This is a genomic window from Acinetobacter legionensis, assembly GCF_048551735.1.
Classification (GTDB): domain Bacteria; phylum Pseudomonadota; class Gammaproteobacteria; order Pseudomonadales; family Moraxellaceae; genus Acinetobacter.
This window is the reverse complement of the sequence record NZ_JBIMBV010000003.1, coordinates 103442-127982: the sequence shown is the minus strand read 5'-3', so window position 1 is coordinate 127982 and position 24541 is coordinate 103442. Positions and strand designations below refer to the sequence as shown.

Genomic DNA, 24541 nt, shown 5'->3' with positions numbered 1-24541 from the left:
CGTCCTCACTTATTATTTTTTGCTTTTTCGAACAATCCTCGTTGTGAATCTGCTCCAGAGACAAATATGTTGGCTTGCTGAGTAAAAATCATGATTATCTATTCTGATAAAAAATAAAGATATTTTATAAACCTACACACTCTTGCAGACAGCTTTTGAGCTATTCAAAACAGTCAGAAACATCATTTTGAATAGATCGTCAATCTGTTAGGACTTCTTTCTGTAGATCTTCCAAGCCTTTTTGCATCATCACTTGCACTTGTTGAGTCAGGCTTTCAACTGTATGCCCTTCTGTTGCAATCGCAGGAAAGGTTTTGAGATGCGCCACAACCTTTGGCATTTCCAGCACAGCTTGAACATGTTCAACAAATGTGGTTTCGCCAATAAAAGGCACCACGGTATCTAATTTCCCATGTTGATTTACATAGCAAATCACACACACTTGTACGGGTTTCTTAGCTTCAATCGCTGCACCTAAGATCCGACCATGTACTTTTTTGACTTTTGAACCATCGGTGGTCGTTGCTTCAGGGAAAAACAAAACTGGAATATCTTTACTTAAGAACTCAGCGATTTGCTCTCGAATACGCACCGAATCCCCTGAACCACGTTTAATAAATAGGGTTCCACCACCTTTAGCCAAATTGCCAAAAACTGGCCATTTTTCAATTTCAGCTTTCGCTAAAAAGAATACCCTTGCCCCAGAACCTAAAACAGCAATATCCAACCATGAAATATGGTTACTCACCCACAATGCAGGTTCACGAGGAATATCGCCATGTACACGTACATCAACATTAAATACTTCACTTAGCCGGCGACAAAAATATTGAACATAACGGGTATTTTTAGGATTATTGGGATCTTTATAGAGTTGATGGCGGTAAACCAGATAAAAGCCTTCTGCAACAGCAGATGTTCCTGATACCAGTTTTTTACTGTACAAAAAGACTTTAGATAAAGCGCTTAATTTCGATGGTTTTGACTTTTTGATTGCTTGTTGTTGAGTCATAGATATTCACTAAACAAAATGTATTTCATATTAAACTGGCACTATTGTATACATATCTAAACCAACTTGCATTCATCATAGATGACATTAACCCTGATTAACTTTGCTAAATGAATATTCAGATAAGCACAATCCTAAATTATAAGAAGATGGAGTATCAATCGCGCAGCTAGCTTTTTCAGAACATCTAAAAAATCACTAGAGAAATATAAATAAACATTTTAAAACAAATTCAAATGGTTATAAATTTATTCCAATACTTTGCATACGGCTAAGGATTTAACACAGAATATCCTTTAGAATGATTTTTCTAATCTAATGTCTGAGTTTTACAATCTGTGGAATACTTTGATCAAAATCAAGGTGGTGAAAAAACCATTTTAGTCAGTGTGAATGTTCAAATCTTAGAAGATCTTGATGCAGAAGAATTTCGATTACTGGCTAAATCTGCGGGCGCGGATATATTAGAGCATTTAAGCGTACAACGGATTAAACCCGACCCTAAGTTTTTTATTGGTTCAGGTAAAGCAGAAGAAATTGCTGAGCAAGTTGAGGCAGATGAAGTGGAATTGGTCATTTTTGACCAAGCACTATCGCCCGCTCAGGAACGCAATTTAGAACGTATTTTAAAATGTCGTGTGATCGACCGTACAGGTTTGATTCTTGATATTTTTGCGCAACGTGCCCGTACCCATGAAGGTAAACTACAAGTTGAATTGGCTCAGTTAGATCACCTTTCATCACGTTTAGTCCGCAGTCGTAGCAATCTAGACAGTCAGAAAGGTGGTATTGGTCTACGTGGACCAGGTGAAACCTTACTTGAAACAGATCGACGTCTATTACGCATCCGTATGGAACAGCTCAAAGATCGTCTAGAAAAAGTCCGAAAAACACGTATTCAAGGCCGTGCTGCTCGCCAAAAAGCCAATATTCCAACTGTGTCTTTAGTCGGTTATACCAACGCAGGCAAATCAACACTTTTTAATATTTTGGCAAATAGTGATGTTTATGCAGCAGATCAATTATTTGCCACACTTGACCCAACCTTACGCCGTTTAGATTGGGATGGTATTGGCACGCTTGTTCTTGCAGACACTGTTGGTTTTGTGCGCAATCTAGCTCATTCTTTAGTCGAATCCTTTAAGGCAACTTTGGAAGAAACTTTAGAAGCCACTTTACTGCTACATATCATCGATTCGAGTAGTCCTGATGTCATGGAACAAATTGATGCCGTAGAAACGGTGTTAAATGAAATTGGCGCAGATGTTCCAATATTAAGAGTTTATAACAAGATCGATCAAAGCGGAGAAGAAGCCAAAATCATTTATGCCAAACCGCACCAACCTGAGCGTGTTTATGTTTCAGCCCATACACAACAAGGTTTAGACCTGTTACGTAAAGCGGTACATGAATGTTTGATGGGCCAAATTCAACGTTTTGAACTACAATTAAAACCCGCTTATGGTAAGTTAAAAAATCAACTTTACGATCTTAACGTCATCGAATCTGAACATTATGACGATGAAGGCAACCTACAATTGGTGGTTGCCATGGCACCACAAAAACTGGAACAGCTCATCAATCAGGCACATATACCACTCGTTGAAATACTTGGAAATAAGGCAGAGCAATTTAAAAGACCGTTAGAAGAGTTTGAAATAAAGCGCTAAATCGGTTAAAACGTGAAAGATCAATTTTTATAAATAAACACACATGGATCAGTTAAAAGGTATCGATTGGCAAGCATGGATCTTCACAATAGGACTTATCATCTTCTTTCGTGAAGCTTCTGTGTTAGTGATGTCACAATTTAATCATCCTGAATTGGGCAATTTAACAGGTCTACTCAGCCTACTATTTGTGTTGGTTTTATGGCGTAGATTCAAGAAAATCCCTGCCCGTCTGGTCGATACCAACAATAAATTAATGAGAGAAAGTGGATTTGCTTTCCTACCGATATGTGCGGGTTCATTAATCATGCTGGTCAGTATGGGAAAAGAAATCCCCTTATTCTTGGTTGTGATGTTTGTCAGTACACTGATTCCACTCTGGATTTATGCAAAAATGGCGAAGAAGTGGCTATAGGAGGCTGATATGTTAAGTGTAATCACTGGTTTTTTAATCACACTAATTGCCTACTTGGCAGCGAAACCAATTAATAAACGCTTTCCTCAAATTCCGCTTCTGGTTATTGGCATGTTTTTTGTGATTGGAATTTTAATGATCTTTAAAATTCCTTACGAAAAATACAATACCGATATGAATGGTCTATTTAGCCACCTACTCGGTTATGTCACTGTGGCATTGGCTATTCCATTAGCCGCAATGCGTTATGATGATTTACCACTGAAATCTGTCGTAGGGATCTTGGTCTTTGCCAGTATCAGTGCTGTTGCATTACCTATGAGCTTAGCTTATTTACTGCATATGTCAGAACCGACCATTATGGCCTTTGCCACACGTGCTGTGACAACGCCAATTGCAATTAATATTGCAACTTTACTGCACTCACCAGTCACATTAGTGATTTTGATCGTAATTTTATCGGGCGTGATTGGGGCAGCATTTTCATCGATTATTTTACGTAATATTAATGATGAACGCGCATCTGGCTTGGCTTTAGGACTGGCTGCACATGCCATCGGAACGGCCCAAGCTTGGCAACGTGGAGCGGTTGCAGGTCGTTATGCAGCCTTTGGAATGGCAGTAAATGCGGTGTTCACAGCCATCTGGTTGCCAACTTTTATACTTTTTATAAAATAAATGTGATTTATTTTACTTTTCACATGATTGCCTAGAGTAATTATTCAGCTTAAGATGAACTATTCTTTCCCCCATTTTGATAAGGAATCAATAAATGAGGTTTAATAAGTTCATCTTAGGGACATTATTTTCTGTTTTAAGCTGTAGCAGTATGGCAAAAGATATCACTGGTATTTGGAAAAATATCGATGATAAAACTGGCTCATCTAAAGCTGTGCTTGAAATACGCAAAGAAGCCAATGGCACATATACTGGTAAAATCATCAAAATTACCCCGCGTCCTGGTTATACCCCAAAAGAAACCTGTATAGACTGTCCAGCGCCTTATACCAATAAACCCATTTTAGGTATGGATGTTCTTAAAAATCTCAAACAAACCAGTGATGAAGACTATGTCGGTGGAAAAATTATCGATCCACTTACAGGTAAAATTTATTCCATGAAAGCCAAACTCAACTCAAACGGTAATCGCTTGATGTTAAGAGGTTATGTTGGAGTGTCTGCGCTCGGTCGTAGTCAAACTTGGATTCGTGAATAAGGCCTTATTCACAGATCACAACATTTAAACTTAAAAGAAAATAGGTATGCTTATGAAAAAAGGAATTTTCAGTTGTATGCTACTGGGAATGATCAGCTGGACACATGCAGCTGACATTACTGGCACATGGCGCACTGTCGATGATAAAACAGGTTATGTGCGTGCACATATTCAAATCGAGAAACAAAAAGATGATACTTATGTCGGTAAAATCATTAAAGATTTTCCCGCACCCGGAGAAACGGTTTTAACACAATGCCGCAATTGCCCCGCACCCTTTACCAATAAACCGATTATTGGCTTAACCATTTTACAAAAGTTAAAAGCTGATCCAAATAATCCAAACAACTATATTGGTGGCGAAGTTCTGGATCCTCGCGGAGGAAAAATTTATCACGGTAAAGCCCGCTTAAATGCAAGTGGAAACCGCCTGACCTTACGTGGCTATCTTGGTATTTCACTCATTGGTCGAAGTCAGACTTGGATTCGACAAGAATAATTTACTTTTCAATTGGTAGATGAATTCGCCAGTTAAAAGATTAAAATCATTTAAAATGGCGCATTGATATTATGCTTGAATCTCGTGACATTGCCAAAAAATAAAGCCACATCTTGTGGCTTTATTCATATCAAAAAAAAGGGTTATCTACACTGAAAAGTTTTTGATCCTCTAGTCGATAAGCCAGCAGTTGATGCCCCCAAACACACCCACCATCGACATTTTGGATTTGAGCATTGATGCGCTCACCTTGCAACGCTGCCCAATGTCCAAAAACGATCTGATGAGTTTTTGCTGTCTGCGATTCAAATTTGAACCATGGCTGAAAACCGACTGGCATCGGCTCATCTAAAGCATCTTTAAAGCTAAACTCTAAACGACCTTGGGCATCGGTCAAACGCATACGGGTTAAATAATTGGTAATACAGCGTAAGCGAGCATGACCTTGTAAATCATCTACCCATAAATCTGGCTCAGTGCCATACATCTCTTTCAGAAATGAATCAAGCACAGTAAAGTCATCATGCGCTAAGACTGCTTCCACTTCTTTGGCCAACGCTACGGTCTTTTCCGCATCCCAAATATTCGGAATACCCGCATGAGTCAAAATCGTCTTTTCATTGGGAAATAAGCACAAAGGCTGTTTACGTAACCAATCAATCAATTCATCACTTTCTAAAGCATGAATGACATCAGCAATATGGTCTTTTTCTTTGAGCTTTTTAATCCCACGTGCAACCGCCAGCAGATTTAAATCATGATTACCAAGGACTGTTGCAGCATTGCCTTGTTCGCATAATTTTTTGATAAAACGTATTGCACCCACTGAATTTTCACCACGGGCGATTAAATCGCCCGCAAACCAAATAAAATCTTGATCAGCATCGAATTGGATTTCTTTGAGTAGTGCTTTCAGTGCTTCAAAACACCCTTGTACGTCGCCAATCACATAATTATATCTAACTTTTTCCAGTGCCATTTAAGCCACCATTTGGTCAGATAATGCAACAAACTGAGCCAATGTTAAGGTTTCTGGACGTGCCATTGGATCTACACCAGCATTTTCAAAACCGTCTTCAACCAACATGCCTTTTAAGCTATTACGTAATGTTTTTCGGCGTTGTGTAAACACATGCGATACTAAACGTGCCAAAGCTTTTTCACTTTTAGCAACAATCGGTTTAGTTGCATATGGCTCTAAACGAAATACCGCAGACGTTACTTTTGGTGGTGGATTGAATGATCCCGGTGGTACTTCAAACAAGAAAGTAGGTTTGCAAAAGTATTGAATCATGACTGACAAACGACCATACTCTTTGGTGTTTGGAGATGCTGTAATACGATCAACCACTTCTTTTTGCAACATAAAATGCATGTCTTTGACTTTGTCACCAAATTCCAAGAGATGAAAAAGCAAAGGTGTTGAAATATTATAAGGTAGGTTTCCGACTACACGTAAAGGACGACCTTCCTGAAATAATTCAGTAAAATCATATTTTAATGCATCAGTTTCAATGATAGTTAGACGTTCAGGATGTGGTACTCGACCCGGTAAGCCTGCTGCCAAGTCACGATCCAGCTCTAGCACAGTCAAAGCATCACATTCACCATTTAAAGGCGAAGTTAAAGCAGCTAAACCTGGCCCAATTTCAACAATATTTTCTCCTGCTCGCGGGGCGACAGAACGAACAATTTTGGCAATCACACGTTGGTCATGTAAGAAGTTTTGTCCAAAACGCTTGCGCGTATGATGCCCTTCATCTTTTGGGTTTAAGGCATTAATTTGATACATAAAAAATATCCAACGTGATAAATAAGGTTGTTTACAACTTAATTCGAACGAGCTAGATCAAGTGCTAAATCGACAGCGACATGCAAACTTGAACTTTTTGCAAGGCCTGTACCTGCAAGGGAGAGCGCAGTACCATGATCGACCGAGGTCCGAATAAAAGGTAAACCTAAAGTAATATTAATGGCTTCGCCAAATCCCTGCGATTTTAACACAGGTAACCCCTGATCGTGATACATCGCTAAAACAGCATCAGTACCTTTTAAATGATCCACAGTAAATAAAGTATCAGCAGGCATACTTAAACTCATGTCTATGCCTTGCGCTCGATAACTTTCAAGTACAGGATTAATCGTATCAATTTCTTCATGACCTAAATAACCACCTTCACCTGCATGAGGATTTAAACCACACACCAAAATACGCGGATGATTAATTTTAAATTTTGTTTTTAAATCATGAATCAGAATATCAATCACCTGATGGAGACGTTGTTTGGTAATGGCATCTGCAACATCCCGCAATGGTAAATGGGTGGTCACTAAAGCGACTCTTAACGTTTTTGTTGCAAGCATCATAACCACACGCTCCACACCCGCAAACTCTTGGTAATATTCTGTATGGCCACTGAAGTGGATCCCTGCATCATTGATAATTGACTTTTGTACTGGCGCTGTAGCAACACCAACACTCAGCCCGCGCATCGCATAGTACGCAGTTCGACGCAATTGCTCGATCACATATGCAGAGTTTTGTGGGTTTAACTCCCCTAAAATAACATCTACAGCTAAAGGAACATGTTCAATATAGACTTGACCTTGAGCCAAACGCTCCGTCTGTCCTTTATACTCAATGAGCTGAACACTTTTGTTTAAAATTTTGGCACGATCCCTCAACATATTGATATCAGCCAATACAACAACTGGACGATCATCAATACGATCTGCCAAATCTAAACAAATATCTGGGCCAATGCCAGCAGGCTCACCACTGGTTATATATAAAGGAAGCATCTAGAACTCTTTTAATAGACCTTGCATAGACAGTATACATCGGTTCTAAATTATCATTTCCAATTCAAGTTCATTTTTTATATCGAATATAACTAAATCACGTAAAAAATGAACCAAAAATATTTCTCAAACCACCTATATAAGACCATTGCAAACAATTTTTATATTTCATCAGACTTAGATGATGGAAACTTAAAATGCTTTAGAGCTGACTTTTAGAGGCTGGCCGAGTTTCTGGTTGAGCTTGCTGTTGATCAATCTCAGAGAAATCAAACATCGATTCAACCTCTTTCCCACACTTGGCTGGGGCAATATGTTGATCAAAGATTATTCTGACTCGATGGTCTGGTTCAACTTTTCCATAGACTGTATATTCGCCACTTCGGCTTTTATCATCATCATCCCCCCATTGCACGACAGCATCGACTTCCTCACCAATAGGGATATGTTGTGTTTGAATAAGTAATCCAACCGCTTGGCAAGGATATGCGGATTGAATTTCTTCACTAAAATCGACCGTCATCCATTGAACAGAGATAATCCTGTCTCCAAGATCAGCTTGATTTTGATAATGCACAGGAGCAGTTGGATGAAGTTCCGGTAAAGATGAGGCCTAATCCAGAAAATCAGCTTGAGCAAAACTAAGGTTTAAGTTGCCTCCACCCACTATCAGTAGAAGGAATTTTATTGAATTTATTATTTTCATTTTTGCCTGACTTATTTTCTTTATATCACTTTTATTATTCATAAAGTCTGTCACAATTCCAATATAAATCAGAAAACCTTACAACATTTTATCCAAACTAAGCTTTGCTTTTGGCTACGTTTATCAATATAATGATGCGCTTGAAATTCAATATTTCAATTGCGACTCTAACTCTTTTCAGATAGAATTCGCACTCCTTTTTGTTTGGACAGATTCCATAGTCCAAACCAACTATAATAGGTAGTGGTTTAATGAAAACTCTCAGCGCTAAGCCAGCTGAAGTTCAACACGACTGGTATGTTGTTGATGCTTCTGGCAAAACTTTAGGTCGCCTTGCGACTGAAATCGCTCGTCGTTTACGCGGTAAACACAAAACTTCTTATACGCCTCACGTTGACACTGGTGACTACATCGTTGTGATCAATGCTGAACAAGTACAAGTGACTGGTAAAAAATCACTTGATAAGAAATACTATCGCCACACTGGTTTCCCTGGTGGTATTCGTGAAACTAATTTTGAAAAATTAGTTGCTCACAAACCAGAAGAAATCTTCGAACGTGCTGTAAAAGGCATGTTGCCAAAAGGTCCTCTTGGTTACGCGATGATCAAGAAAATGAAAGTGTACGCTGGTACTGAGCATCCTCATACTGCTCAACAGCCACAAGTTTTGGACATCTAAGGGATACAGCACATGGCTACTAACTATGGTACAGGTCGCCGTAAGACCGCAACTGCACGTGTTTTCCTATCAGCTGGTACTGGTAAACTCGTAATCAACAACCGCACTCTTGAACAGTATTTCGGTCGTGAAACTGCTCGTATGGTTGTTCGTCAACCACTTGAGCTTTTAGAAGTTACTGAAAAATTTGACCTTTACATCACTGTTGCTGGTGGTGGTATCGGTGGTCAAGCAGGCGCTATCCGTCACGGTATTACTCGTGCATTGATCGCTTCTGATGAGACTTTAAAACCTGCTCTTCGTCAAGCTGGTTTCGTTACTCGTGATGCTCGTGAAGTTGAACGTAAGAAACTTGGTTTACGTAAAGCTCGTAAACGTCCTCAATTCTCTAAACGTTAATTCGTTTACCGAATCGGACAAAAAAACCTCGGCATTTGCCGAGGTTTTTTTATGTGTTAACTATTTGAAGTTATTTTGTTTTATCTCGTTTAGAGCAGTCCATGACAGCGTCAGAAATCCCATCGGCAGCTTTTGATTCTGTAATCGTACAGCCATTTTCCTGATAAGTTCGAGTTTCCTTAGAGAACTTATGATCTTTCGGAAGCGGTGCATTACACGGCTTATCGGTCTTTACATTGACCATTTTCACGGGTCCATCATTGTAGATCGTCACCTTACAACCTTTTACGACATATTCTTGTTTGATCCCACCATACATTTCTTCTTCAGAAGCAGCAGACGCAACATCACAGGCCTCATCAGCACTACATAAGGTTCCTTCTCCAGCCACTTCTGCTCCTGCAGCTTCGATTGCTTCAGTGGCAGCCTCTTGTACTTGAGTATCCAAAGGTTGCATCTTTGCATATGTATTTGAAATACCCATCATTAACAGCAATGCCAACGCCAATTTACTGTGCTTATTTATTAAATTCATAGGTTTATCCTTGTTTCCTATCTATTTGATAGCAATACCCACCATAAGCTTATTAAAGTTAAGATGATTTTATTGTCTATTTTTAGTATTCTACTCTATTCACTTCACTTAGTTTTTGGAATATGCCTGTCGAAAATGCGCCTCAACAAGGGATTACATTGTATAGCCACGAGGATGACTTTCGTTCACATTGGATTAGATTTCTTCTTGTAGAAAAACAAATTAAACATACCTTAATCATTGTCGAAGAAGATGATGAAGATTTAGCCAGTTTAAATCCATATAATCAACTACCTATGCTGATTGAAAACGATTTAAAGCTGTTTAATACTAGTATTATTTCTGAATACTTAGATGACCGTTATCGACAAAACAAACTTTATGCGGATGCCCCAGCACCACGCGCAGAGCAAAGACAGTATATTTGGCGCTTTGAACAAGATTGGCTTAAACTTGCAGACATTATGCTACGCCACCCAGATACACTTAATGAAGCCGCAAAAAAGAATGCACAAAAACAATTAAAAGATACTTTGGTATCCCTGACCCCACTGTTTCAACATTATCCTTATTTTATGTCTGAAAACTTTACAATTTTAGATTGCATGTTAGCGCCAATTTTCATACGGTTAAAACATATGGGAATTGAATTACCGAAACAGCAATCTCGTCCAATTTTATTATATTGCCAACGGATTTTTAGCCGCCCTGCTTTTTTAAAGTCGATGACTTTTAAAGAGAAACACAGATATAGTGAATTTTTGGCAAAATTCTAGATCGCAAATCAATAGAGTATTTTTTAATGTCTGAACAAGAATTGAACTTAACCCCAACTCGACCATACCTTGCACGCGCAATATATGAATGGATTTGCGACAACAATTTAACGCCATACTTACTTGTTGACGCAACTAAACCCTATACCGATGTACCACAACAATTTGTACAAGATGGACAAATTGTATTGAACATCGCACCACATTCTGTACATATGTTAAATATGACCAATGAAGCAATTACCTTCTCTGCTCGTTTTAGCGGCGCATCCAAAGATATTTATGTGCCTATAAATGCGGTATTAGGCTTGTATGCACGTGAAAATGGACAAGGATTATTCTTTGATCCAGATGAATATGCCAATGTGCAAATTGATGAAGATGTTTTAGAATCAAATACAAGTGAAGAAGTAGAAACTAAAACTGAGGCACCAAAGAAAAAACCAAGTTTAAGAATTTTAGAATAGAACAAGGAGAACTGAATGGCTTTTGATCTCGTACAATACTTTGCTGAGCAGATAAAGATTCAAAAGCCTCAGCTATTATCTCAATTAGAGCCTGCCCAACGTATTGCACATATTGAAGAACTCAATGCTTTAACCTTGGGTAAACTCATTACGCTATGGCGTAAGGATGATGATGCTTTATATCAAGAAATTCTTTCGCAAGATCAGTTATACAGCCAAGAAATTTCTCGACACCTCACCACCTCTACTCAGAATAAATCCAGTTTAGATAAATCTATACTTGAACCTGTAACAACGGAAATTCTTGAACTACAGCTTGCTGAATTAAAGCAACTTGAAACAGCAGGAAGTTTAGGTAAGCGAGGTCTTCGAGAATTGGTGATTGGTCAAATTGAGCACCTATCGGGTCAGGCAAAAGATTGGGTTTGGTCAACAAACGAACTAACCGAACTGATTGGCTCTCAACCTGTGCCTGAAGAAGAGATATCATTAGATGAAACGATGAAGGAGTTTAATCAAATGGTCAATGTTCAAAAAGTAGATCTTCATGCTGATCACAAAGAAGTCATAGTAACCGAAACCGCAAATCCAACCTGGGCTAAAATTGCAGAACCTGTGGTAGCACTTGTAGTTTTATATATTCTTTTTGAAGCAGCGACAAAGCTTTTTGCTTAATTTAGTTTGATAATCAAAAATTATAAAAAGCGATCGAAATGATCGCTTTTTTTCATGTAAAAAATACTTTAGTAATTTTAATCATTTCATGTGATTAAAATCACAGTAATAATATTATAAATGATAAAACATGCACAAACATAATAAATATTTAATTCACTATTAAGTTAAGCTTTTATTGATAAAAATAACTAAGCAATTTATTTAACTTTGAGATAGATTTTTTATAATAACTAATGTTAATTTAAAGCAATGAAACTCTCTAAACTTTAAGAAAAATTAACAGTTTACACAGGAGGATAATAATGTAAGAAATATACTGATTAAATGCCAAGCAATTAAACATTAAAAAAATGATTTTACTGGAAAAAGAACAAATCTAGCGTTAACTTAAACTAATTACGACCGTTAAAAAACAGTTTACACTTTAATTTTTTAATATTAGATAAGTGATATTATGAACAATCAATGTATCAATATCGCAATTTCAGGCTTAGGTTTAACCACCTCTGACGATCTTAAAATAAGGCTTAGAAAAATTTTACCAACCAATATTGGTATAAATTGGACAAGTGTTTCAGATCAAAATATAAATTGTATTTTGATCAATGAGCAGTTTTTTGAAAATAATAATATCCAGAATATTATCCAAAATAAAAATATTCCTTATTTGAAAATTTCAAAACATAGTGAACATAAAGAAAGTGCTGAAGATAATTTACTCTGCATCCCTATTTATGACGAATTCACACTGAAAAACTGGGTCAACATCAAATTACTGCATAAGACTGAAATAGAACAATCTGAACTTAGCCAAATTTCAGATGATGAAGCTAATGATCAACTTGAAATCAAAGAAATTGATTTTTTTGCAGCGCTTTTCCATCACGACAGTCGTAAAGTCATTTTAAATGATCATCTCGGCACGATTGCGATTATCGACCATCATGCGCATCTGGCATGGCTTGAAGCAACTCGTGAAGAATACCAAACAGATCGCTCGATACACTATACGGCAGCAGTCACTGCGGATTTTATAAAAGTTTCACGTAAACGACAATTCAATTTAGAAAATTGGTTATTTAACCTGATTTGGACAAATCCCAATTTAATTACTGTACCTGCAGCTGATAAATATTATCGTCTCAAATTTTGGATTCAACCCATTGAGTTGGATAAGAAATTACTGCTACAACTAAGTGCATGCTTTATTTCTGGGGCAGAAATCCAACATGTCTCAGACAAACTCAACATTCCAGTCGCAACCGTGCAACACTTTGTTGCTGCGAATTTAGCCATCCATAACGCTGAACTGATTTCAGCAAAAGAAAGTCGATTTGATAAAACACCAAGTGATACTGAGCAAACGGAAGAAAAAGGGATTTTAAAAAGCTTTTTTAACAAATTAAAAAATCGATTTAAATTTTAAGGGATAAATCTACGATGATTATTCAGAAGTACAAAATTGTTTTTGCTGGTTCAATGGGGGCAGGTAAAACTGAAGCGATTAAATCTTTATCAGAAATACCTGTATTAGCAACAGAAGCATTTAACACAGATGATCGTAGCCATAAAAAACTAAACACAACAGTGGGAATCGATTATGGCGAAGTAACACTAGATGATGGCAGTAAAGTTGGGCTGTATGGCACACCAGGACAAGGCCGCTTTGACTTTATGTGGGGGGTAATATGCAAAGGCGCGATTGGTACAATTTTGCTGATTGATCATAGCTTAGCAACACCGTTAGATGAACTAGAATATTACCTCAATATTTTTAAACAATATGGTGAAAACATTGTAATTGGAGTCACCCATATCGATGATGATATGAATAAGCCAACGCACCAATACCGTCAATGGTTGATGGAACGCAACCTAAATTTACCAGTTTTTTTTATTGATGCACGCAAGAAATCTGATGTGTTATTGCTGTTAGAAACCTTGATCACCACATTAGAAGTAAAATATTTATAGGCTATTGATCAGTATTCACTTGCAGCAGATCTACTAATGGAATCCCCAAAAGAAGTTATTTAAGTAATGAAATAATTACAGATTAAAATTCTGCCGTGAGCGAATAAAATATTGAAACTTATCTCTATTCATATAATTGTATGAATTGCCATTTATGGCTTGCTCTAGGTCGGTACATTAATGCATACCTATACTGCGGCATCTTAACAATCTGTATGATTTTTAGCTTCTTATTGATAATTTCTTAATTGCTTTGTCGGTAAGTTAATGAGATCAAATAAATGGAATTTTACGGTATAATTTTCATGGAATTTTTCAGGATGAGCGGGAAAACAACTCTGGTTTACTTCAACTATTAAAACTTTGTAAGTTTTAATCCTATTGCCTATAAACTTCTGATTTATAGCGTCCTAAGCCGAATCGAGACCTTGTGGGTAAGTACTACACTCACGTTGTACGTAACTGGTAGCAATCTACTCTTTTCGATCCCTTACATCCTTGAGATAAATATTAACGAAATCGGTTCGGAATTATTTTCCTAAGATTAAGATTTTCTCGTGAAATTTAGAATTATTTTCCAAAATCAATCACAATCTAAGGATTTTTTATCTTTTATATTTCTAAAATGATTTTTTATTGCAAACTCATTTAAAAAATCGAGAATATATTTCTGTTCTTATCAACAAAGCCACCAACTCAAAAGAGCCCTAACGCTCAAAAGCTTTTTCTGTATTTTTAATCTTTCACTCGCCTTTTTTTACTTCTCTTTTATTCATTTCTGATAATAAATCCAATTGAATTTCCTGAATTTTTGCCAGTTTATCCCACTGATGAATGAGTAAATGATCTATTTTTTCATGTAAATGACGGATTTCTAATTCAGCTTTTAAATTGACTTGATAATCATTTTGGGAGCGTATACGATCTTTGGCTTCTTGACGGTTTTGACTCATCATAATAATTGGTGCTTGTACTGCAGCAAGACAAGATAAAATAAGATTTAATAGAATAAACGGATAAGGATCAGCAGGTTGTTTTACGATCACAACTGTGTTTAATAAAATCCAAACAACTAAAAAGAGCATAAAACAAATTAAAAACGTCCAACTTCCGCCAAAAGTTGCAATTTTATCTGCGAGCCTTTCCCCAATGGTCCATTTTTTTTCAAGTTGTGTTTCAGTATTTTTTGTTATTAATTCATGCTGTTGCATACTATTAAGCACTTCATACTCTAGGTTTGACACCTCCCCCTGCTCCGATTGAAGCAAAGATTGCACATACTGCATACGATATTTGGTTAAATCTAATTTACAAATATAATCCTGCGCAGACCAATTGGGAAAATCTCGTGCAATTTCTTCAGTAATAACCTTACGTATAGCCCCGAGCGGAACAACATTCGCATGTGAAAAAGTTTGATTACATATTAAGCAAATATGATTTTCATTTTTATCATTCATTACACTACTCTTTATCATTGTTTGGTTTCAATATCTTTCATTATTTGAATAAAGTATAGAACTTATTTTAATGGGATGCTGAGATGAAATCATTTTGCTTTAATGTATTTTTCTGATGTTTTGAATAGGCTTAATTGATGAATCTAATTTGAGATTTTCACATTATTTTTATCGAATTTTTCAGGATGAGTGGGAAAACAACTCTGGTTTACTTCAACTATTAAAACTTGGTAAGTTTTAATCCTATTGCCTATAAACTTATGGTTTATAGCGTCCTAAGCCGAATCGAGACCTTGTGGGTAAGTACTGCACTCACGTTGTACGCAACTGGCAGCAATCTACTCTTTTCGATCCCTTACATCCTTGAGATAAATATTAGCCAAATCGACTCGGGATTATTTTCCTAAGATAGATTAATTTTTTTATTTTTTAGGAAAATTTTCCTTTAAAAGTTACTTAATAAAGAAAATTTTTCAACAAAGCTTATTTAATGATTTTTTATTGCATAAATTTAAAAAAAAATGCAAATTTATAAATTTGCATTTTAGTCATTCTATTTCAATGATCACACGCTTTAATCTGCTAACTTAAGGCACATCTTTTAGCGAGGTTGTTTTACTATCACGCAAAATATCTTCCAAGCCTTGGGTATCCTGATTTAAAAATGCAGTTAAACTCGCTTTTACCTGTTCAAGTGTACTGTGTTTAATTGCAAATACTTCTTTATTTTTTCGTGTCATCAAGCCAAACAATTCGCGTTGTGGGAAAATCAATTTGATATTGCTTTCTATCTTAAATTCAAAATTCTCACTTTTTGCATAAGCATTTAATGTAATTTTTAAAAATGCTTCTGACGCTGAGTTCAACACTGTAAAAATAGTGTTTCGACCATCCAATTGTAATTGCAAAACGCGTTGACGGCGCCAACTGATACTTTCAAATTTCGCCAATATCTCAGCAATGTCTAAATCGCTCTCTTGCTCCATCTCACGCTCATCGGCGTGATTAGGATACTGAATTTGAATTTCAAACTTGTTCATTATTTTATAACGCATACTCTTAAAATCTATTTGTAGTGTAACAACACTCTTTAAAATTAATAGCGACTCCAATCAAAAAATTATAAATTAATCATTGATTTTAAATTACAAATTGTAAAATTTATCACTATATTTAATTTTTATATGCACTAGGTATATTTTATCTCTTGGTCAAACAATCAAGCCCGTTTATTCTTTTTTACAGATCAAGAAGGAAGCTCAAGCTTCCTTATTTTATATAGAAGATGTCAATCTCTAGTCGTTATGCCAAACGATGCTCTTGTAGCATTTTTTTATGCATCAATTGTCGATATTGTTCTGTCATCTCGTCGATTTGATCGTTTAGGAATAAGCTGAGCTGTTCTGAAACTTGTGATTGGTTTAAGTTTTTATACACCACATCATATTTCTTTTTACGTGTTAAAAGCCCCAAAAATTCTTTACTTTCAACAACCAGTTGAATATTGCTATCGATCTGAAAAACAGGGTCTGCTTTACTCGAGTGTGTATTTAACTGGATATGTAAATAAAGTTCTGTCTCCGTGTCCTCTACAGCAAAGGAAATATCAGAATTTTCAACTTGCCCCTGCGTCAGGAATAAACGGCGCCAATTGATCGCATAAAATTTTGCATGAATTTGCTCAATGTCCTCTGCCTCAAATGATACGATATCTTGTGCAGGCAAATTGATCTCGACCTCGAACTTTCTCATTGTTCTCACCTATCCATGTGATGTTTATATTATGAGCTATTAATAGCATTTATATTTTTGTTTTAAAACAAATATTTATGTTAAATCATTAAAATTTATTACTTTTTATCAAATACACATCACAAAAATCAGATTATTTATTGATGAAGTTTTTATTAATTTTTCTATTTTTATATCAAACAGTAAAAAGTATCAGCATACTTTTAATCCCCAAATTATTTTTAAAACGATGAGTCAGCATAAGCTTTCATCGTGACTTCAAACAATTGACGTTTAAAATATACATTTCAATTGAATAGATATACGCTCTATTCCTTTTAATATTATGCAGTTCCACCACATAAAGATGGAACAGCAGGTAAAATTGGTGATGGTTAAAGGCTATGAGCTTCTTAACAACAGCAAATACATCCCTTGATTTTTTCACGAGGCCAATTCATCTTTGCTCGTTTAATTGCCAACTCACTTGTCGCAAAAAATCCCAGTAGATTTTGATTTTCCGCCTTAGGTAAATGCTCACAAGCTTTGCTTGCATTATGTACTTCATATACACCATTGACTTGCGCATTTACATTGATAATAAATTTGTCCATCATAAAAGTTTCCCCCAATACTCTTAAAAAGACCTTGAGATTAAATCCATAAAAACGATGTTTTTATCAATCCCATAACAAAAGTATGCCTTTAAGGTGCAAAAATCAATCTCTCTTTTATTGATTTATTGTTGGGGAAATTTGTCTTTGTATTCGATTTAGAGTGAATCAAATTTTATGTCAAAAAACAGAAAACACTTAATCCAATTTAATGACTCAACCCAATTGAATTGAGTCATTATCCTCTTTGAATCTTGATAAACACTTGTTTCACAAATGCTAAAACACACTAACTACAATGGATGAACAACGCTTTCTTGTTTTTTCTTTCTTAACCAGCGAACCGCTAGCACCATCAAAATAATACCAACAATCACCACCAATACAGGAACGATAAGTGATAATACCGATACCACGATTGCCCCAATCCATTCACCTGTAGACACCAAAGGATTGGCTATTCCACCTGTCGTTGCAGTAGATACACCACGAACCGCAACCGTGCCCATTTGTACAGCTGTTGCTGTACCACCACCAACGATAATCGCAGCCGCCCAACTTGCAAACTGTGACATTTCACCTGTACTGACCGCCATGGTGGTTAATGTTCCAGCCACCATCGCTGCTGGCGTGGCAATAGTATCTAAAGCATTGTCGACCCAAGGAATATAGTACGCACCAATTTCACAAATAGTCGCGACAGCTAAACCAATACATACCGATGGTATCGCTAACCACTCAAAACCTTTCATTGGCTCAAACCAGCCCATCAGTGATGCAACACTCATCACCAATAACGGTACAAATACACGAAAACCGCAGGCGGCACTTAAACCAATGCCAATACATAAACTCAGGATTGTTTCCATAATGATTTATCTGCCTTTTTCTCGTTATCTTTTCAACTATTATTAAATTAACAAAAAGCCCTATCACTGGATAGGGCTTTTGCTTAAAACAGGGAGTATCTGTTTTATCTGTGCGGCTTAGCAATCTTATTTTTTAAATTGATTGCCAAGGCATTTGGTACACTGGGGTAAACGATCTGTACCAATTTCTAAGTAAGTGCGATGTCCGCATTGGACACAAAAATAGAAGCCTGTTCCGGGTTTTTCGCCAGCAGTAACCATTTTTGTTCTCCATAGGTTTTAGAAATGGTGAATAAAGTATAACCATATTTTGATGTATGTCTACTGTCTATTTCCAAAAATGATGGTGTCATTTTTGCAAGAAATGATTTCAAAAGAGAAATTTATCGTTTTGGGAGCTACTGCTTAATCATTAAATAGCGCAAACCATTTAAAGCTCTTCTCTTTCTTGAGGTGGCTCATCTGTCCTTTCTTCCTCATAAAAATCATCAGGCATCTGCAACAATACATTTAAAAGGCGCTCAGCTGTGATTGATTCATCAGAATTTACCGTATCACTTTGAGTTTTTCGTAATAAAGACACTTTATTCCCCAAATAAAAACCCCACTGAACAGTAGGGATTTTTTTCAACAATTTCAATTCCTTTTTTCCTTAATCGCCCCCCCTTGCGAAGTAATACTTCTCATCTTTAAAAAGAGAAGAACTCCCTCCTTTTTCAAAGGAGGGCTGGGGAGGATTTAAAGAATAGAATTCAATTAAGCCACTTGCCCTTCCAAGAAATCCTGTGCAAAGCGTTGTAATACCCCACCCGCTTCATACACATGCACTTCTTCTTCAGTATCCAAACGACAAGTTACAGGAACTTCAATCACTTCACTCTTACCATCAACCGTGGCACGCTCAATCACCAAAGTTAAGTCTGTACGTGGTGCAATATTGCCAATCACACTATACAGCTCAGTACCATCAAGCTTTAAGGTTTTACGGTCAGTGCCCGCTTTAAACTCAAGTGGTAACACCCCCATACCAACAAGGTTAGTACGGTGGATACGCTCAAAGCCTTCAGCCACAATCGCTTCAACCCCAGCAAGACGAACACCTTTCGCAGCCCAGTCACGGCTAGAGCCTTGACCATAATCCTTACCAGCAATGATGATCAGTGGTTGCTTACGATTCATATAAATCTCAATTGCTTCCCACATACGCATCACTTCGCCTTCTGGCTCAACACGCGCTTTAGAACCTTGCTTAATGGTACCGTCAGAACGAACCACCATTTCATTAAACAGTTTTGGGTTGGCAAAAGTTGCACGTTGCGCGGTCAAATGGTCACCACGATGCGTTGCATACGAGTTAAAGTCTTCTTCAGGTACGCCCATTTTATGCAGATATTCACCCGCTGCCGAATCCATCATAATTGCATTCGATGGTGATAAATGATCCGTGGTGATGTTGTCAGGTAAGATTGCAAGTGGACGCATATTTGACAATGTACGTGGTGCAGCCAAAGCCCCTTCCCAATACGGTGGACGGCGAATATAAGTACTTTGCGGACGCCAATCATATAACGGGCTTTCTGATTTTTCTGTCACACCCAAATCAAACATCGGGATATACACTTTACGGAACTGTTCTGGTTTTACAGATTCTTTAACCAGTGCGTCAATTTCAGCATCCGATGGCCAAACATCTTTTAGGTAAATTGGATTACCGTCTTTGTCATTGCCCAATGAATCCGTTTCAATATCAAAACGAATTGTGCCTGCAATTGCATAAGCCACCACCAATGGGGGTGAAGCCAAGAATGCTTGTTTTGCATAAGGATGGATACGACCATCAAAGTTACGGTTACCTGAAAGTACCGCAGTCGCATACAAATCACGGTCAATAATTTCTTGCTGAATCTTTGGATCTAAAGCACCAGACATACCGTTACACGTCGTACATGCATAGGCCACTATACCAAAACCAAGCTTTTCTAAATCCTCAAGTACGCCAGCTTCTTCAAGATAAAGTGCAGCAGCTTTAGAGCCTGGTGCAAATGATGATTTCACCCAAGGTTTACGTACTAAGCCCAATTCATTTGCTTTACGTGCCAACAAACCCGCGGCAACTGTATTACGAGGGTTAGAGGTGTTGGTACAAGAGGTAATCGCGGCAATAATGATTGCGCCATCAGGCATTAAACCATCAGTACGGTTTTCAACTACGCCTGCAATACCTTTCTCTTTTAAATCTGCTGTTGATACACGTGCATGTGGGTTTGATGGACCTGCAATATTACGTGTTACCGTTGAAAGATCGAAACGAAGTACACGAGGATATTCTGCCTGTTGCATATCCGATGCCCAAAGACCAATTTCTTTGGCATAACTTTCCACCAATTTGATTTGCTCTGATTCACGACCAGTCAAGGTTAAATAATCAATGGTGTTCTGGTCGATATAGAACATTGCCGCAGTTGCACCATATTCAGGGGTCATATTGGAAATCGTTGCACGATCCCCTACAGACATACTGTCCGCGCCTTCACCAAAGAATTCTAAATATGCACCCACTACACGTTCTTTACGCAAGAATTCTGTAAGTGCTAAAACGATATCTGTTGCAGTGATACCCGCTTTACGCTGTCCCACCAATTCCACACCGATAATGTCTGGAAGACGCATCCAAGATGCACGACCCAGCATCACATTCTCAGCTTCCAAACCACCAACACCAATAGAAATTACACCCAGCGCATCTGTATGCGGTGTATGTGAATCGGTACCGACGCAAGTATCTGGAAATACGATACCTTCACGGTTTTGAATCACTGGAGACATTTTCTCCAAGTTGATTTGGTGCATGATGCCGTTGCCTGCTGGGATCACATCGACATTTTCAAACGCTGTTTTGGTCCATTCAATAAAGTGAAAACGATCTTCATTACGACGGTCTTCTACAGCACGGTTTTTTTCAAATGCATCTGGATCAAAGCCACCGTATTCCACCGCCAAAGAATGGTCAACGATCAACTGTGTTGGTACAACAGGATTAACTTTAGCAGGGTCACCGCCTTGATCTGCAATCGCATCACGTAAACCTGCAAGGTCGACTAATGCTGTCTGCCCAAGGATGTCATGACATACCACACGTGCTGGATACCAAGGAAAATCATGGTCTTGTTTACGGTTAATCAGTTCTTTTAAAGACTGTTCGAGAATGGCTGGATCACAACGGCGTACCAGCTGTTCAGCCAATACTTTTGAAGTGTATGGAAGTTTTGCATATGCGCCTTGCTGGATGTCTTCTACGGCTTGACGCACATCGAAGTATTCGAGCTGGGTACCTTGCAGTGGTTTACGATAGTTGTTATTCATTAGTTTTGTGCCTCTTGCATCATTTTGTACTGCGTGTCTAATGATTGGCATAGTACACTGTCGAAAACCTATTTCCCAAATCGTTTATATTTCATAAGCTTAGATATAAAAATAGGGGTTTTGGAAATATTTAGTAACATCTTCATTAAAATATTTGCACTAAAACTGCTTTTTTTTGAAAAATAGCGGAAAATAAGATTAATTCTTTAGTATTAGATTTAAGATAAGCGAGCAATTCATGAGCGATCTAGCTTTCTCCTCATTTACCTTGATTGGTGTTGATGCAATCAAATTTCTACAAGGTCAAGTGACTGTAAACGTTGAAGCTTTGGCTGAAAATATCACCCAATACACTGCGATTTGTGATCTTAAAGGTCGTATCCATTTTGGCTTATGGCTTAAAAAAATTAATCCTGAACATTTAGAGATTGTTACGACTCAAGATCAAGCCGAAGAATTTGCCAAACATATTAAAAAATACGGCGCTTTTTCTAAAATGAAGCTTGAAGAAACTGGACGAGTTTTTCCAACATTGAATGGCTCAACGACTGATTTTTCTGCTACAGAAACGGATATTTCAGTATGGCAAATCGCTGCAATTCAAACTGGTCAGGCTTATATAAATCAAGCTATTGAACATGTATTTCAACCACAAGAATTACGCTTACACCAACGTGAAGGAATCAATTATGACAAAGGCTGTTATCTTGGTCAGGAAGTGATTGCACGCCTCTGGTTTAAGGCAAAACCAAAAGCATGGTTACATGTCATTCAAGGTACAGGTCCTGCCCCTGCTCAAGCTGAACAATTGAATAAAGGTGTTCAAGTGGTAAATAGTGCAGCATTTGAAAATGGTTATATTGCGCTTGTGGTTGCCCGTCCTGATGCCTTAGAAGAGTTAGATGTCACTGTTTTAGCATTACCTGAAAGCTTAAGTGGTGATGTGGCGAGACCGCAGTAATTTCTCAAAGTTGATTACAATAATAAACCTACAACCCTGTAGGTTTATTAAGAGAATTAAATGATTAAGTCAATTACAACAACTTTAACAATAGTAATAGGTTAGCTTCATTTTCATAGATGAATACTTTGCTAATCTAGTACGGCTTCCAAAGATTTATCGACAATTTATATTTTTACTTTCACCTGAATTTTTTATTCTCAGCCATGTTCTTTTAACTAACGCCTAAATTTTTAGAAAAGTTCAAAATTTAGGAAGATGCTTTTTGCCGAACATAATAAATCACACCGCTCTTATCATCAGAGAAATAAAATGAATTTTCATCTACTCGATAAATATCACAAGGGCGACCATAGATATTTTTGCCCACTAAAAAACCATCCATAAATGTCTGTAGTTTTTTCCCTTTACGCATAATGACAATTTTATAGCCATGACCAATTGTGGCATCGGTAGAACCATGTAAAGCAACTAAAAAAGAATTTTTGATGGTGTCATCCGTATCGGGATGATCAAAATAGTCAAAACCAAGTGCAGATGAATGCGCAGGGAAATAGGCATAAGGAGGCAATACATTTTTGCAAGCTGACGGACGTTTAAATTTTGGATCTGCCAAAATTTTTCCATTCGACGAATAACATGAAGCCCAGCCATAATCTGCATCACGTTTGAGTGCATAAAAAGTTTCATCAGGCTTATTTTTACCCAAATGATCCACACCTTGATTGGTGGCAAATAAAAAATTACCAACCCATTTCAAACCGACTGCATTGCGTAACCCTGTAGCAAAAATCTTTTGTTGCGAACCATCGGGATTCATTTCTAATACTGTTGCCCGAACTTTTTCTTTCTCGGTACAAGCATTGCAGCTTGAGCCGACAGAAACATAAATTTTCCCGTTCCCACCCACAGCAATTGTTCGCGTTAGATGCCAACCACCATATTTATAACTTAAACCGTAGTCAGGAAAAGTCACTAAAACTTCGGCTTTATCGGTTGGTTTAATTTCACCTTTGGTAAATTTTCGTCGGGTCAGTTGATTAGTTTCCGCTAAATACAACCAATCTTGTCCTGAAGAGTCTGTATAAAATTGAACTGAATTAGGATTCTTCAACCCCGTCATATAAGGAATAATTTTGCCGAATTTTCCCGTTTCAGGGTTCCATTCATCCAAAATATAAACGATGCCTTTTTTATTATCAGTCAAATCGTGCATATCTGTTACAAACATTCTGCCATCGGGAGCTTTACTAAAAAAACGAACTCGCTTTAAGCCCTCAGCCGCTGGAATAATTTCGTAATTTGCTGGAAGATTTAAAGAAAAGCGCTTCCCATTTTTTAACTTAACCTGCTGAGGCACAAGATTTGGCTGTTGAGCTAAAATCCCCATTGAACAAACTAAACTTATGAATAAGATTGACAGTACTTTCATCATAGATACGTCTCGATTAATCTTAGGAAAAACAGCCTTCTTTTTTATATTATATAACTTGAAGCACGAGTATATAGTCAAATAATTTTGCTAGAAAAATACAAAGATCATCTAGATACAAGCCATTGTTTTATATTGTTTTTAGCCAAGCTCCGAATGTATCCTTGCAGTGGATTAAAGCATTCACTCTCATTCTACGGCACACAGCGCATCAAAAAACAGAACTAAGAAAATAAACAATGACAACATCAAAAGTTATTACTTTAGAAAGCCCTAACCACC

At 37.3% G+C, this 24541-nt stretch carries 28 protein-coding genes; 13 read left to right on the top strand and 15 right to left on the bottom strand.

Translation table 11 applies throughout. The annotated features are described in order from the left end of the window. Nucleotides 1–199: 199 nt before the first annotated feature. A complete protein-coding gene (locus ACG9ZL_RS03920) occupies nucleotides 200–1012 on the bottom strand; it encodes a lysophospholipid acyltransferase family protein (protein WP_336953310.1) in 813 nt (270 codons plus the stop codon). Between the two features lie 338 nt (nucleotides 1013–1350). Here ACG9ZL_RS03920 and hflX point away from each other — a divergent pair, with 338 nt between their 5' ends. The 5 genes from hflX (at nucleotide 1351) to ACG9ZL_RS03895 (ending at nucleotide 4812) form a co-directional block, all read left to right on the top strand. Next, entirely contained in the window at nucleotides 1351–2682 is a 1332-nt protein-coding gene (gene hflX, locus ACG9ZL_RS03915) for a ribosome rescue GTPase HflX (protein WP_336953311.1), read from the top strand. Between the two features lie 43 nt (nucleotides 2683–2725). Beyond that, nucleotides 2726–3097: a hypothetical protein gene (locus tag ACG9ZL_RS03910; protein WP_034610058.1), complete on the top strand. Its 372-nt coding sequence runs from the start codon at nucleotides 2726–2728 to the stop codon at nucleotides 3095–3097. 9 nt (nucleotides 3098–3106) lie between these two features. Further along, nucleotides 3107–3775 carry an LrgB family protein gene (locus tag ACG9ZL_RS03905; protein WP_336953312.1) on the top strand — a complete coding sequence of 223 codons (669 nt, stop codon included), beginning with the start codon at nucleotides 3107–3109 and terminating at the stop codon, nucleotides 3773–3775. 94 nt (nucleotides 3776–3869) lie between these two features. After that, a complete protein-coding gene (locus ACG9ZL_RS03900; RefSeq protein ID WP_336953314.1) occupies nucleotides 3870–4313 on the top strand; it encodes a DUF2147 domain-containing protein in 444 nt (147 codons plus the stop codon). Nucleotides 4314–4365: 52 nt separating this feature from the next. Next, nucleotides 4366–4812 (top strand): DUF2147 domain-containing protein, encoded by a 447-nt coding sequence (locus ACG9ZL_RS03895; RefSeq protein WP_336953316.1) that lies wholly within the window; start codon nucleotides 4366–4368, stop codon nucleotides 4810–4812. Between the two features lie 130 nt (nucleotides 4813–4942). Here ACG9ZL_RS03895 and ACG9ZL_RS03890 read toward each other — a convergent pair whose 3' ends face one another. From ACG9ZL_RS03890 to ACG9ZL_RS03875, 4 genes are all read right to left on the bottom strand, one after another. Further along, the gene (locus ACG9ZL_RS03890) at nucleotides 4943–5791 is read right to left on the bottom strand and encodes a symmetrical bis(5'-nucleosyl)-tetraphosphatase (RefSeq protein ID WP_419359149.1); all 849 of its coding nucleotides are present in this window, start codon (nucleotides 5789–5791) and stop codon (nucleotides 4943–4945) included. Continuing rightward, nucleotides 5792–6604 carry a 16S rRNA (adenine(1518)-N(6)/adenine(1519)-N(6))-dimethyltransferase RsmA gene (rsmA, locus tag ACG9ZL_RS03885; protein WP_336953320.1) on the bottom strand — a complete coding sequence of 271 codons (813 nt, stop codon included), beginning with the start codon at nucleotides 6602–6604 and terminating at the stop codon, nucleotides 5792–5794. Between the two features lie 38 nt (nucleotides 6605–6642). Beyond that, the gene (pdxA, locus tag ACG9ZL_RS03880) at nucleotides 6643–7614 is read right to left on the bottom strand and encodes a 4-hydroxythreonine-4-phosphate dehydrogenase PdxA (RefSeq protein ID WP_336953321.1); all 972 of its coding nucleotides are present in this window, start codon (nucleotides 7612–7614) and stop codon (nucleotides 6643–6645) included. A gap of 202 nt (nucleotides 7615–7816) precedes the next feature. Then, nucleotides 7817–8191: a hypothetical protein gene (locus ACG9ZL_RS03875; RefSeq protein ID WP_419359147.1), complete on the bottom strand. Its 375-nt coding sequence runs from the start codon at nucleotides 8189–8191 to the stop codon at nucleotides 7817–7819. A 380-nt stretch (nucleotides 8192–8571) separates the two neighbouring features. Here ACG9ZL_RS03875 and rplM point away from each other — a divergent pair, with 380 nt between their 5' ends. Then, nucleotides 8572–9000, top strand: a complete 429-nt coding sequence (rplM, locus tag ACG9ZL_RS03870) for a 50S ribosomal protein L13 (protein ID WP_004722943.1) — start codon at nucleotides 8572–8574, stop codon at nucleotides 8998–9000. Nucleotides 9001–9012: 12 nt separating this feature from the next. Continuing rightward, nucleotides 9013–9399 (top strand): 30S ribosomal protein S9, encoded by a 387-nt coding sequence (gene rpsI / locus ACG9ZL_RS03865; RefSeq protein WP_004647927.1) that lies wholly within the window; start codon nucleotides 9013–9015, stop codon nucleotides 9397–9399. 70 nt (nucleotides 9400–9469) lie between these two features. Here rpsI and ACG9ZL_RS03860 read toward each other — a convergent pair whose 3' ends face one another. Continuing rightward, entirely contained in the window at nucleotides 9470–9934 is a 465-nt protein-coding gene (locus ACG9ZL_RS03860; protein WP_419359145.1) for a hypothetical protein, read from the bottom strand. Between the two features lie 122 nt (nucleotides 9935–10056). On the opposite strand from ACG9ZL_RS03860, the gene ACG9ZL_RS03855 reads away from it, so the two are divergent. The 5 genes from ACG9ZL_RS03855 to ACG9ZL_RS03835 all read left to right on the top strand — a co-directional run bounded on the left by ACG9ZL_RS03855 (nucleotide 10057) and on the right by ACG9ZL_RS03835 (nucleotide 13829). Further along, a complete protein-coding gene (locus ACG9ZL_RS03855) occupies nucleotides 10057–10710 on the top strand; it encodes a glutathione S-transferase N-terminal domain-containing protein (protein ID WP_419359144.1) in 654 nt (217 codons plus the stop codon). A 26-nt stretch (nucleotides 10711–10736) separates the two neighbouring features. After that, complete coding sequence (locus ACG9ZL_RS03850; protein WP_004722950.1) at nucleotides 10737–11177, top strand: ClpXP protease specificity-enhancing factor; 441 nt, start codon at nucleotides 10737–10739, stop codon at nucleotides 11175–11177. A 15-nt stretch (nucleotides 11178–11192) separates the two neighbouring features. Then, a complete protein-coding gene (locus tag ACG9ZL_RS03845) occupies nucleotides 11193–11852 on the top strand; it encodes a hypothetical protein (RefSeq protein WP_419359143.1) in 660 nt (219 codons plus the stop codon). Nucleotides 11853–12309: 457 nt separating this feature from the next. Then, the gene (locus ACG9ZL_RS03840; RefSeq protein WP_419359142.1) at nucleotides 12310–13281 is read left to right on the top strand and encodes a hypothetical protein; all 972 of its coding nucleotides are present in this window, start codon (nucleotides 12310–12312) and stop codon (nucleotides 13279–13281) included. 14 nt (nucleotides 13282–13295) lie between these two features. Then, nucleotides 13296–13829, top strand: a complete 534-nt coding sequence (locus ACG9ZL_RS03835) for a GTP-binding protein (RefSeq protein ID WP_419359141.1) — start codon at nucleotides 13296–13298, stop codon at nucleotides 13827–13829. Between the two features lie 743 nt (nucleotides 13830–14572). Here ACG9ZL_RS03835 and ACG9ZL_RS03830 read toward each other — a convergent pair. From ACG9ZL_RS03830 to acnD, 8 genes are all read right to left on the bottom strand, one after another. Beyond that, nucleotides 14573–15289: a DUF1003 domain-containing protein gene (locus tag ACG9ZL_RS03830; RefSeq protein WP_419328047.1), complete on the bottom strand. Its 717-nt coding sequence runs from the start codon at nucleotides 15287–15289 to the stop codon at nucleotides 14573–14575. A 587-nt stretch (nucleotides 15290–15876) separates the two neighbouring features. Continuing rightward, nucleotides 15877–16344 carry a hypothetical protein gene (locus ACG9ZL_RS03825; protein ID WP_336953333.1) on the bottom strand — a complete coding sequence of 156 codons (468 nt, stop codon included), beginning with the start codon at nucleotides 16342–16344 and terminating at the stop codon, nucleotides 15877–15879. A 247-nt stretch (nucleotides 16345–16591) separates the two neighbouring features. Continuing rightward, complete coding sequence (locus ACG9ZL_RS03820) at nucleotides 16592–17041, bottom strand: hypothetical protein (RefSeq protein WP_419359139.1); 450 nt, start codon at nucleotides 17039–17041, stop codon at nucleotides 16592–16594. 392 nt (nucleotides 17042–17433) lie between these two features. Beyond that, entirely contained in the window at nucleotides 17434–17637 is a 204-nt protein-coding gene (locus ACG9ZL_RS03815) for a hypothetical protein (protein WP_419328050.1), read from the bottom strand. 290 nt (nucleotides 17638–17927) lie between these two features. Beyond that, complete coding sequence (locus tag ACG9ZL_RS03810) at nucleotides 17928–18503, bottom strand: DUF4126 domain-containing protein (RefSeq protein ID WP_151956807.1); 576 nt, start codon at nucleotides 18501–18503, stop codon at nucleotides 17928–17930. A 126-nt stretch (nucleotides 18504–18629) separates the two neighbouring features. Beyond that, nucleotides 18630–18764, bottom strand: coding sequence for a zinc ribbon-containing protein (locus tag ACG9ZL_RS03805; RefSeq protein WP_004722968.1), 135 nt, complete (start codon nucleotides 18762–18764; stop codon nucleotides 18630–18632). Nucleotides 18765–18933: 169 nt separating this feature from the next. Next, the gene (locus tag ACG9ZL_RS03800) at nucleotides 18934–19137 is read right to left on the bottom strand and encodes a hypothetical protein (protein WP_419359138.1); all 204 of its coding nucleotides are present in this window, start codon (nucleotides 19135–19137) and stop codon (nucleotides 18934–18936) included. Between the two features lie 122 nt (nucleotides 19138–19259). Further along, nucleotides 19260–21866: a Fe/S-dependent 2-methylisocitrate dehydratase AcnD gene (gene acnD, locus ACG9ZL_RS03795; protein ID WP_419359136.1), complete on the bottom strand. Its 2607-nt coding sequence runs from the start codon at nucleotides 21864–21866 to the stop codon at nucleotides 19260–19262. 238 nt (nucleotides 21867–22104) lie between these two features. On the opposite strand from acnD, the gene ygfZ reads away from it, so the two are divergent. After that, nucleotides 22105–22827 (top strand): CAF17-like 4Fe-4S cluster assembly/insertion protein YgfZ, encoded by a 723-nt coding sequence (gene ygfZ, locus ACG9ZL_RS03790; protein ID WP_105713280.1) that lies wholly within the window; start codon nucleotides 22105–22107, stop codon nucleotides 22825–22827. 250 nt (nucleotides 22828–23077) lie between these two features. Here the strand turns inward: ygfZ and ACG9ZL_RS03785 are convergent, their stop codons facing one another. Then, nucleotides 23078–24262, bottom strand: coding sequence for a PQQ-dependent sugar dehydrogenase (locus tag ACG9ZL_RS03785; RefSeq protein WP_419359134.1), 1185 nt, complete (start codon nucleotides 24260–24262; stop codon nucleotides 23078–23080). Nucleotides 24263–24541: the final 279 nt, after the last annotated feature.

Coding starts and splice junctions, on each gene's coding strand:
- ACG9ZL_RS03920 (WP_336953310.1), bottom strand. CDS start 1,012: ATGACTCAACAACAAGCAATCAAAAAGTCAAAACCATCGAAATTAAGC.
- ACG9ZL_RS03910 (WP_034610058.1), top strand. CDS start 2,726: ATGGATCAGTTAAAAGGTATCGATTGGCAAGCATGGATCTTCACAATA.
- ACG9ZL_RS03905 (WP_336953312.1), top strand. CDS start 3,107: ATGTTAAGTGTAATCACTGGTTTTTTAATCACACTAATTGCCTACTTG.
- ACG9ZL_RS03900 (WP_336953314.1), top strand. CDS start 3,870: ATGAGGTTTAATAAGTTCATCTTAGGGACATTATTTTCTGTTTTAAGC.
- ACG9ZL_RS03895 (WP_336953316.1), top strand. CDS start 4,366: ATGAAAAAAGGAATTTTCAGTTGTATGCTACTGGGAATGATCAGCTGG.
- ACG9ZL_RS03890 (WP_419359149.1), bottom strand. CDS start 5,791: ATGGCACTGGAAAAAGTTAGATATAATTATGTGATTGGCGACGTACAA.
- rsmA (WP_336953320.1), bottom strand. CDS start 6,604: ATGTATCAAATTAATGCCTTAAACCCAAAAGATGAAGGGCATCATACG.
- pdxA (WP_336953321.1), bottom strand. CDS start 7,614: ATGCTTCCTTTATATATAACCAGTGGTGAGCCTGCTGGCATTGGCCCA.
- rplM (WP_004722943.1), top strand. CDS start 8,572: ATGAAAACTCTCAGCGCTAAGCCAGCTGAAGTTCAACACGACTGGTAT.
- rpsI (WP_004647927.1), top strand. CDS start 9,013: ATGGCTACTAACTATGGTACAGGTCGCCGTAAGACCGCAACTGCACGT.
- ACG9ZL_RS03860 (WP_419359145.1), bottom strand. CDS start 9,934: ATGAATTTAATAAATAAGCACAGTAAATTGGCGTTGGCATTGCTGTTA.
- ACG9ZL_RS03855 (WP_419359144.1), top strand. CDS start 10,057: ATGCCTGTCGAAAATGCGCCTCAACAAGGGATTACATTGTATAGCCAC.
- ACG9ZL_RS03850 (WP_004722950.1), top strand. CDS start 10,737: ATGTCTGAACAAGAATTGAACTTAACCCCAACTCGACCATACCTTGCA.
- ACG9ZL_RS03845 (WP_419359143.1), top strand. CDS start 11,193: ATGGCTTTTGATCTCGTACAATACTTTGCTGAGCAGATAAAGATTCAA.
- ACG9ZL_RS03840 (WP_419359142.1), top strand. CDS start 12,310: ATGAACAATCAATGTATCAATATCGCAATTTCAGGCTTAGGTTTAACC.
- ACG9ZL_RS03835 (WP_419359141.1), top strand. CDS start 13,296: ATGATTATTCAGAAGTACAAAATTGTTTTTGCTGGTTCAATGGGGGCA.
- ACG9ZL_RS03830 (WP_419328047.1), bottom strand. CDS start 15,289: ATGAATGATAAAAATGAAAATCATATTTGCTTAATATGTAATCAAACT.
- ACG9ZL_RS03825 (WP_336953333.1), bottom strand. CDS start 16,344: ATGCGTTATAAAATAATGAACAAGTTTGAAATTCAAATTCAGTATCCT.
- ACG9ZL_RS03820 (WP_419359139.1), bottom strand. CDS start 17,041: ATGAGAAAGTTCGAGGTCGAGATCAATTTGCCTGCACAAGATATCGTA.
- ACG9ZL_RS03815 (WP_419328050.1), bottom strand. CDS start 17,637: ATGATGGACAAATTTATTATCAATGTAAATGCGCAAGTCAATGGTGTA.
- ACG9ZL_RS03810 (WP_151956807.1), bottom strand. CDS start 18,503: ATGGAAACAATCCTGAGTTTATGTATTGGCATTGGTTTAAGTGCCGCC.
- ACG9ZL_RS03805 (WP_004722968.1), bottom strand. CDS start 18,764: ATGGTTACTGCTGGCGAAAAACCCGGAACAGGCTTCTATTTTTGTGTC.
- acnD (WP_419359136.1), bottom strand. CDS start 21,866: ATGAATAACAACTATCGTAAACCACTGCAAGGTACCCAGCTCGAATAC.
- ygfZ (WP_105713280.1), top strand. CDS start 22,105: ATGAGCGATCTAGCTTTCTCCTCATTTACCTTGATTGGTGTTGATGCA.
- ACG9ZL_RS03785 (WP_419359134.1), bottom strand. CDS start 24,262: ATGATGAAAGTACTGTCAATCTTATTCATAAGTTTAGTTTGTTCAATG.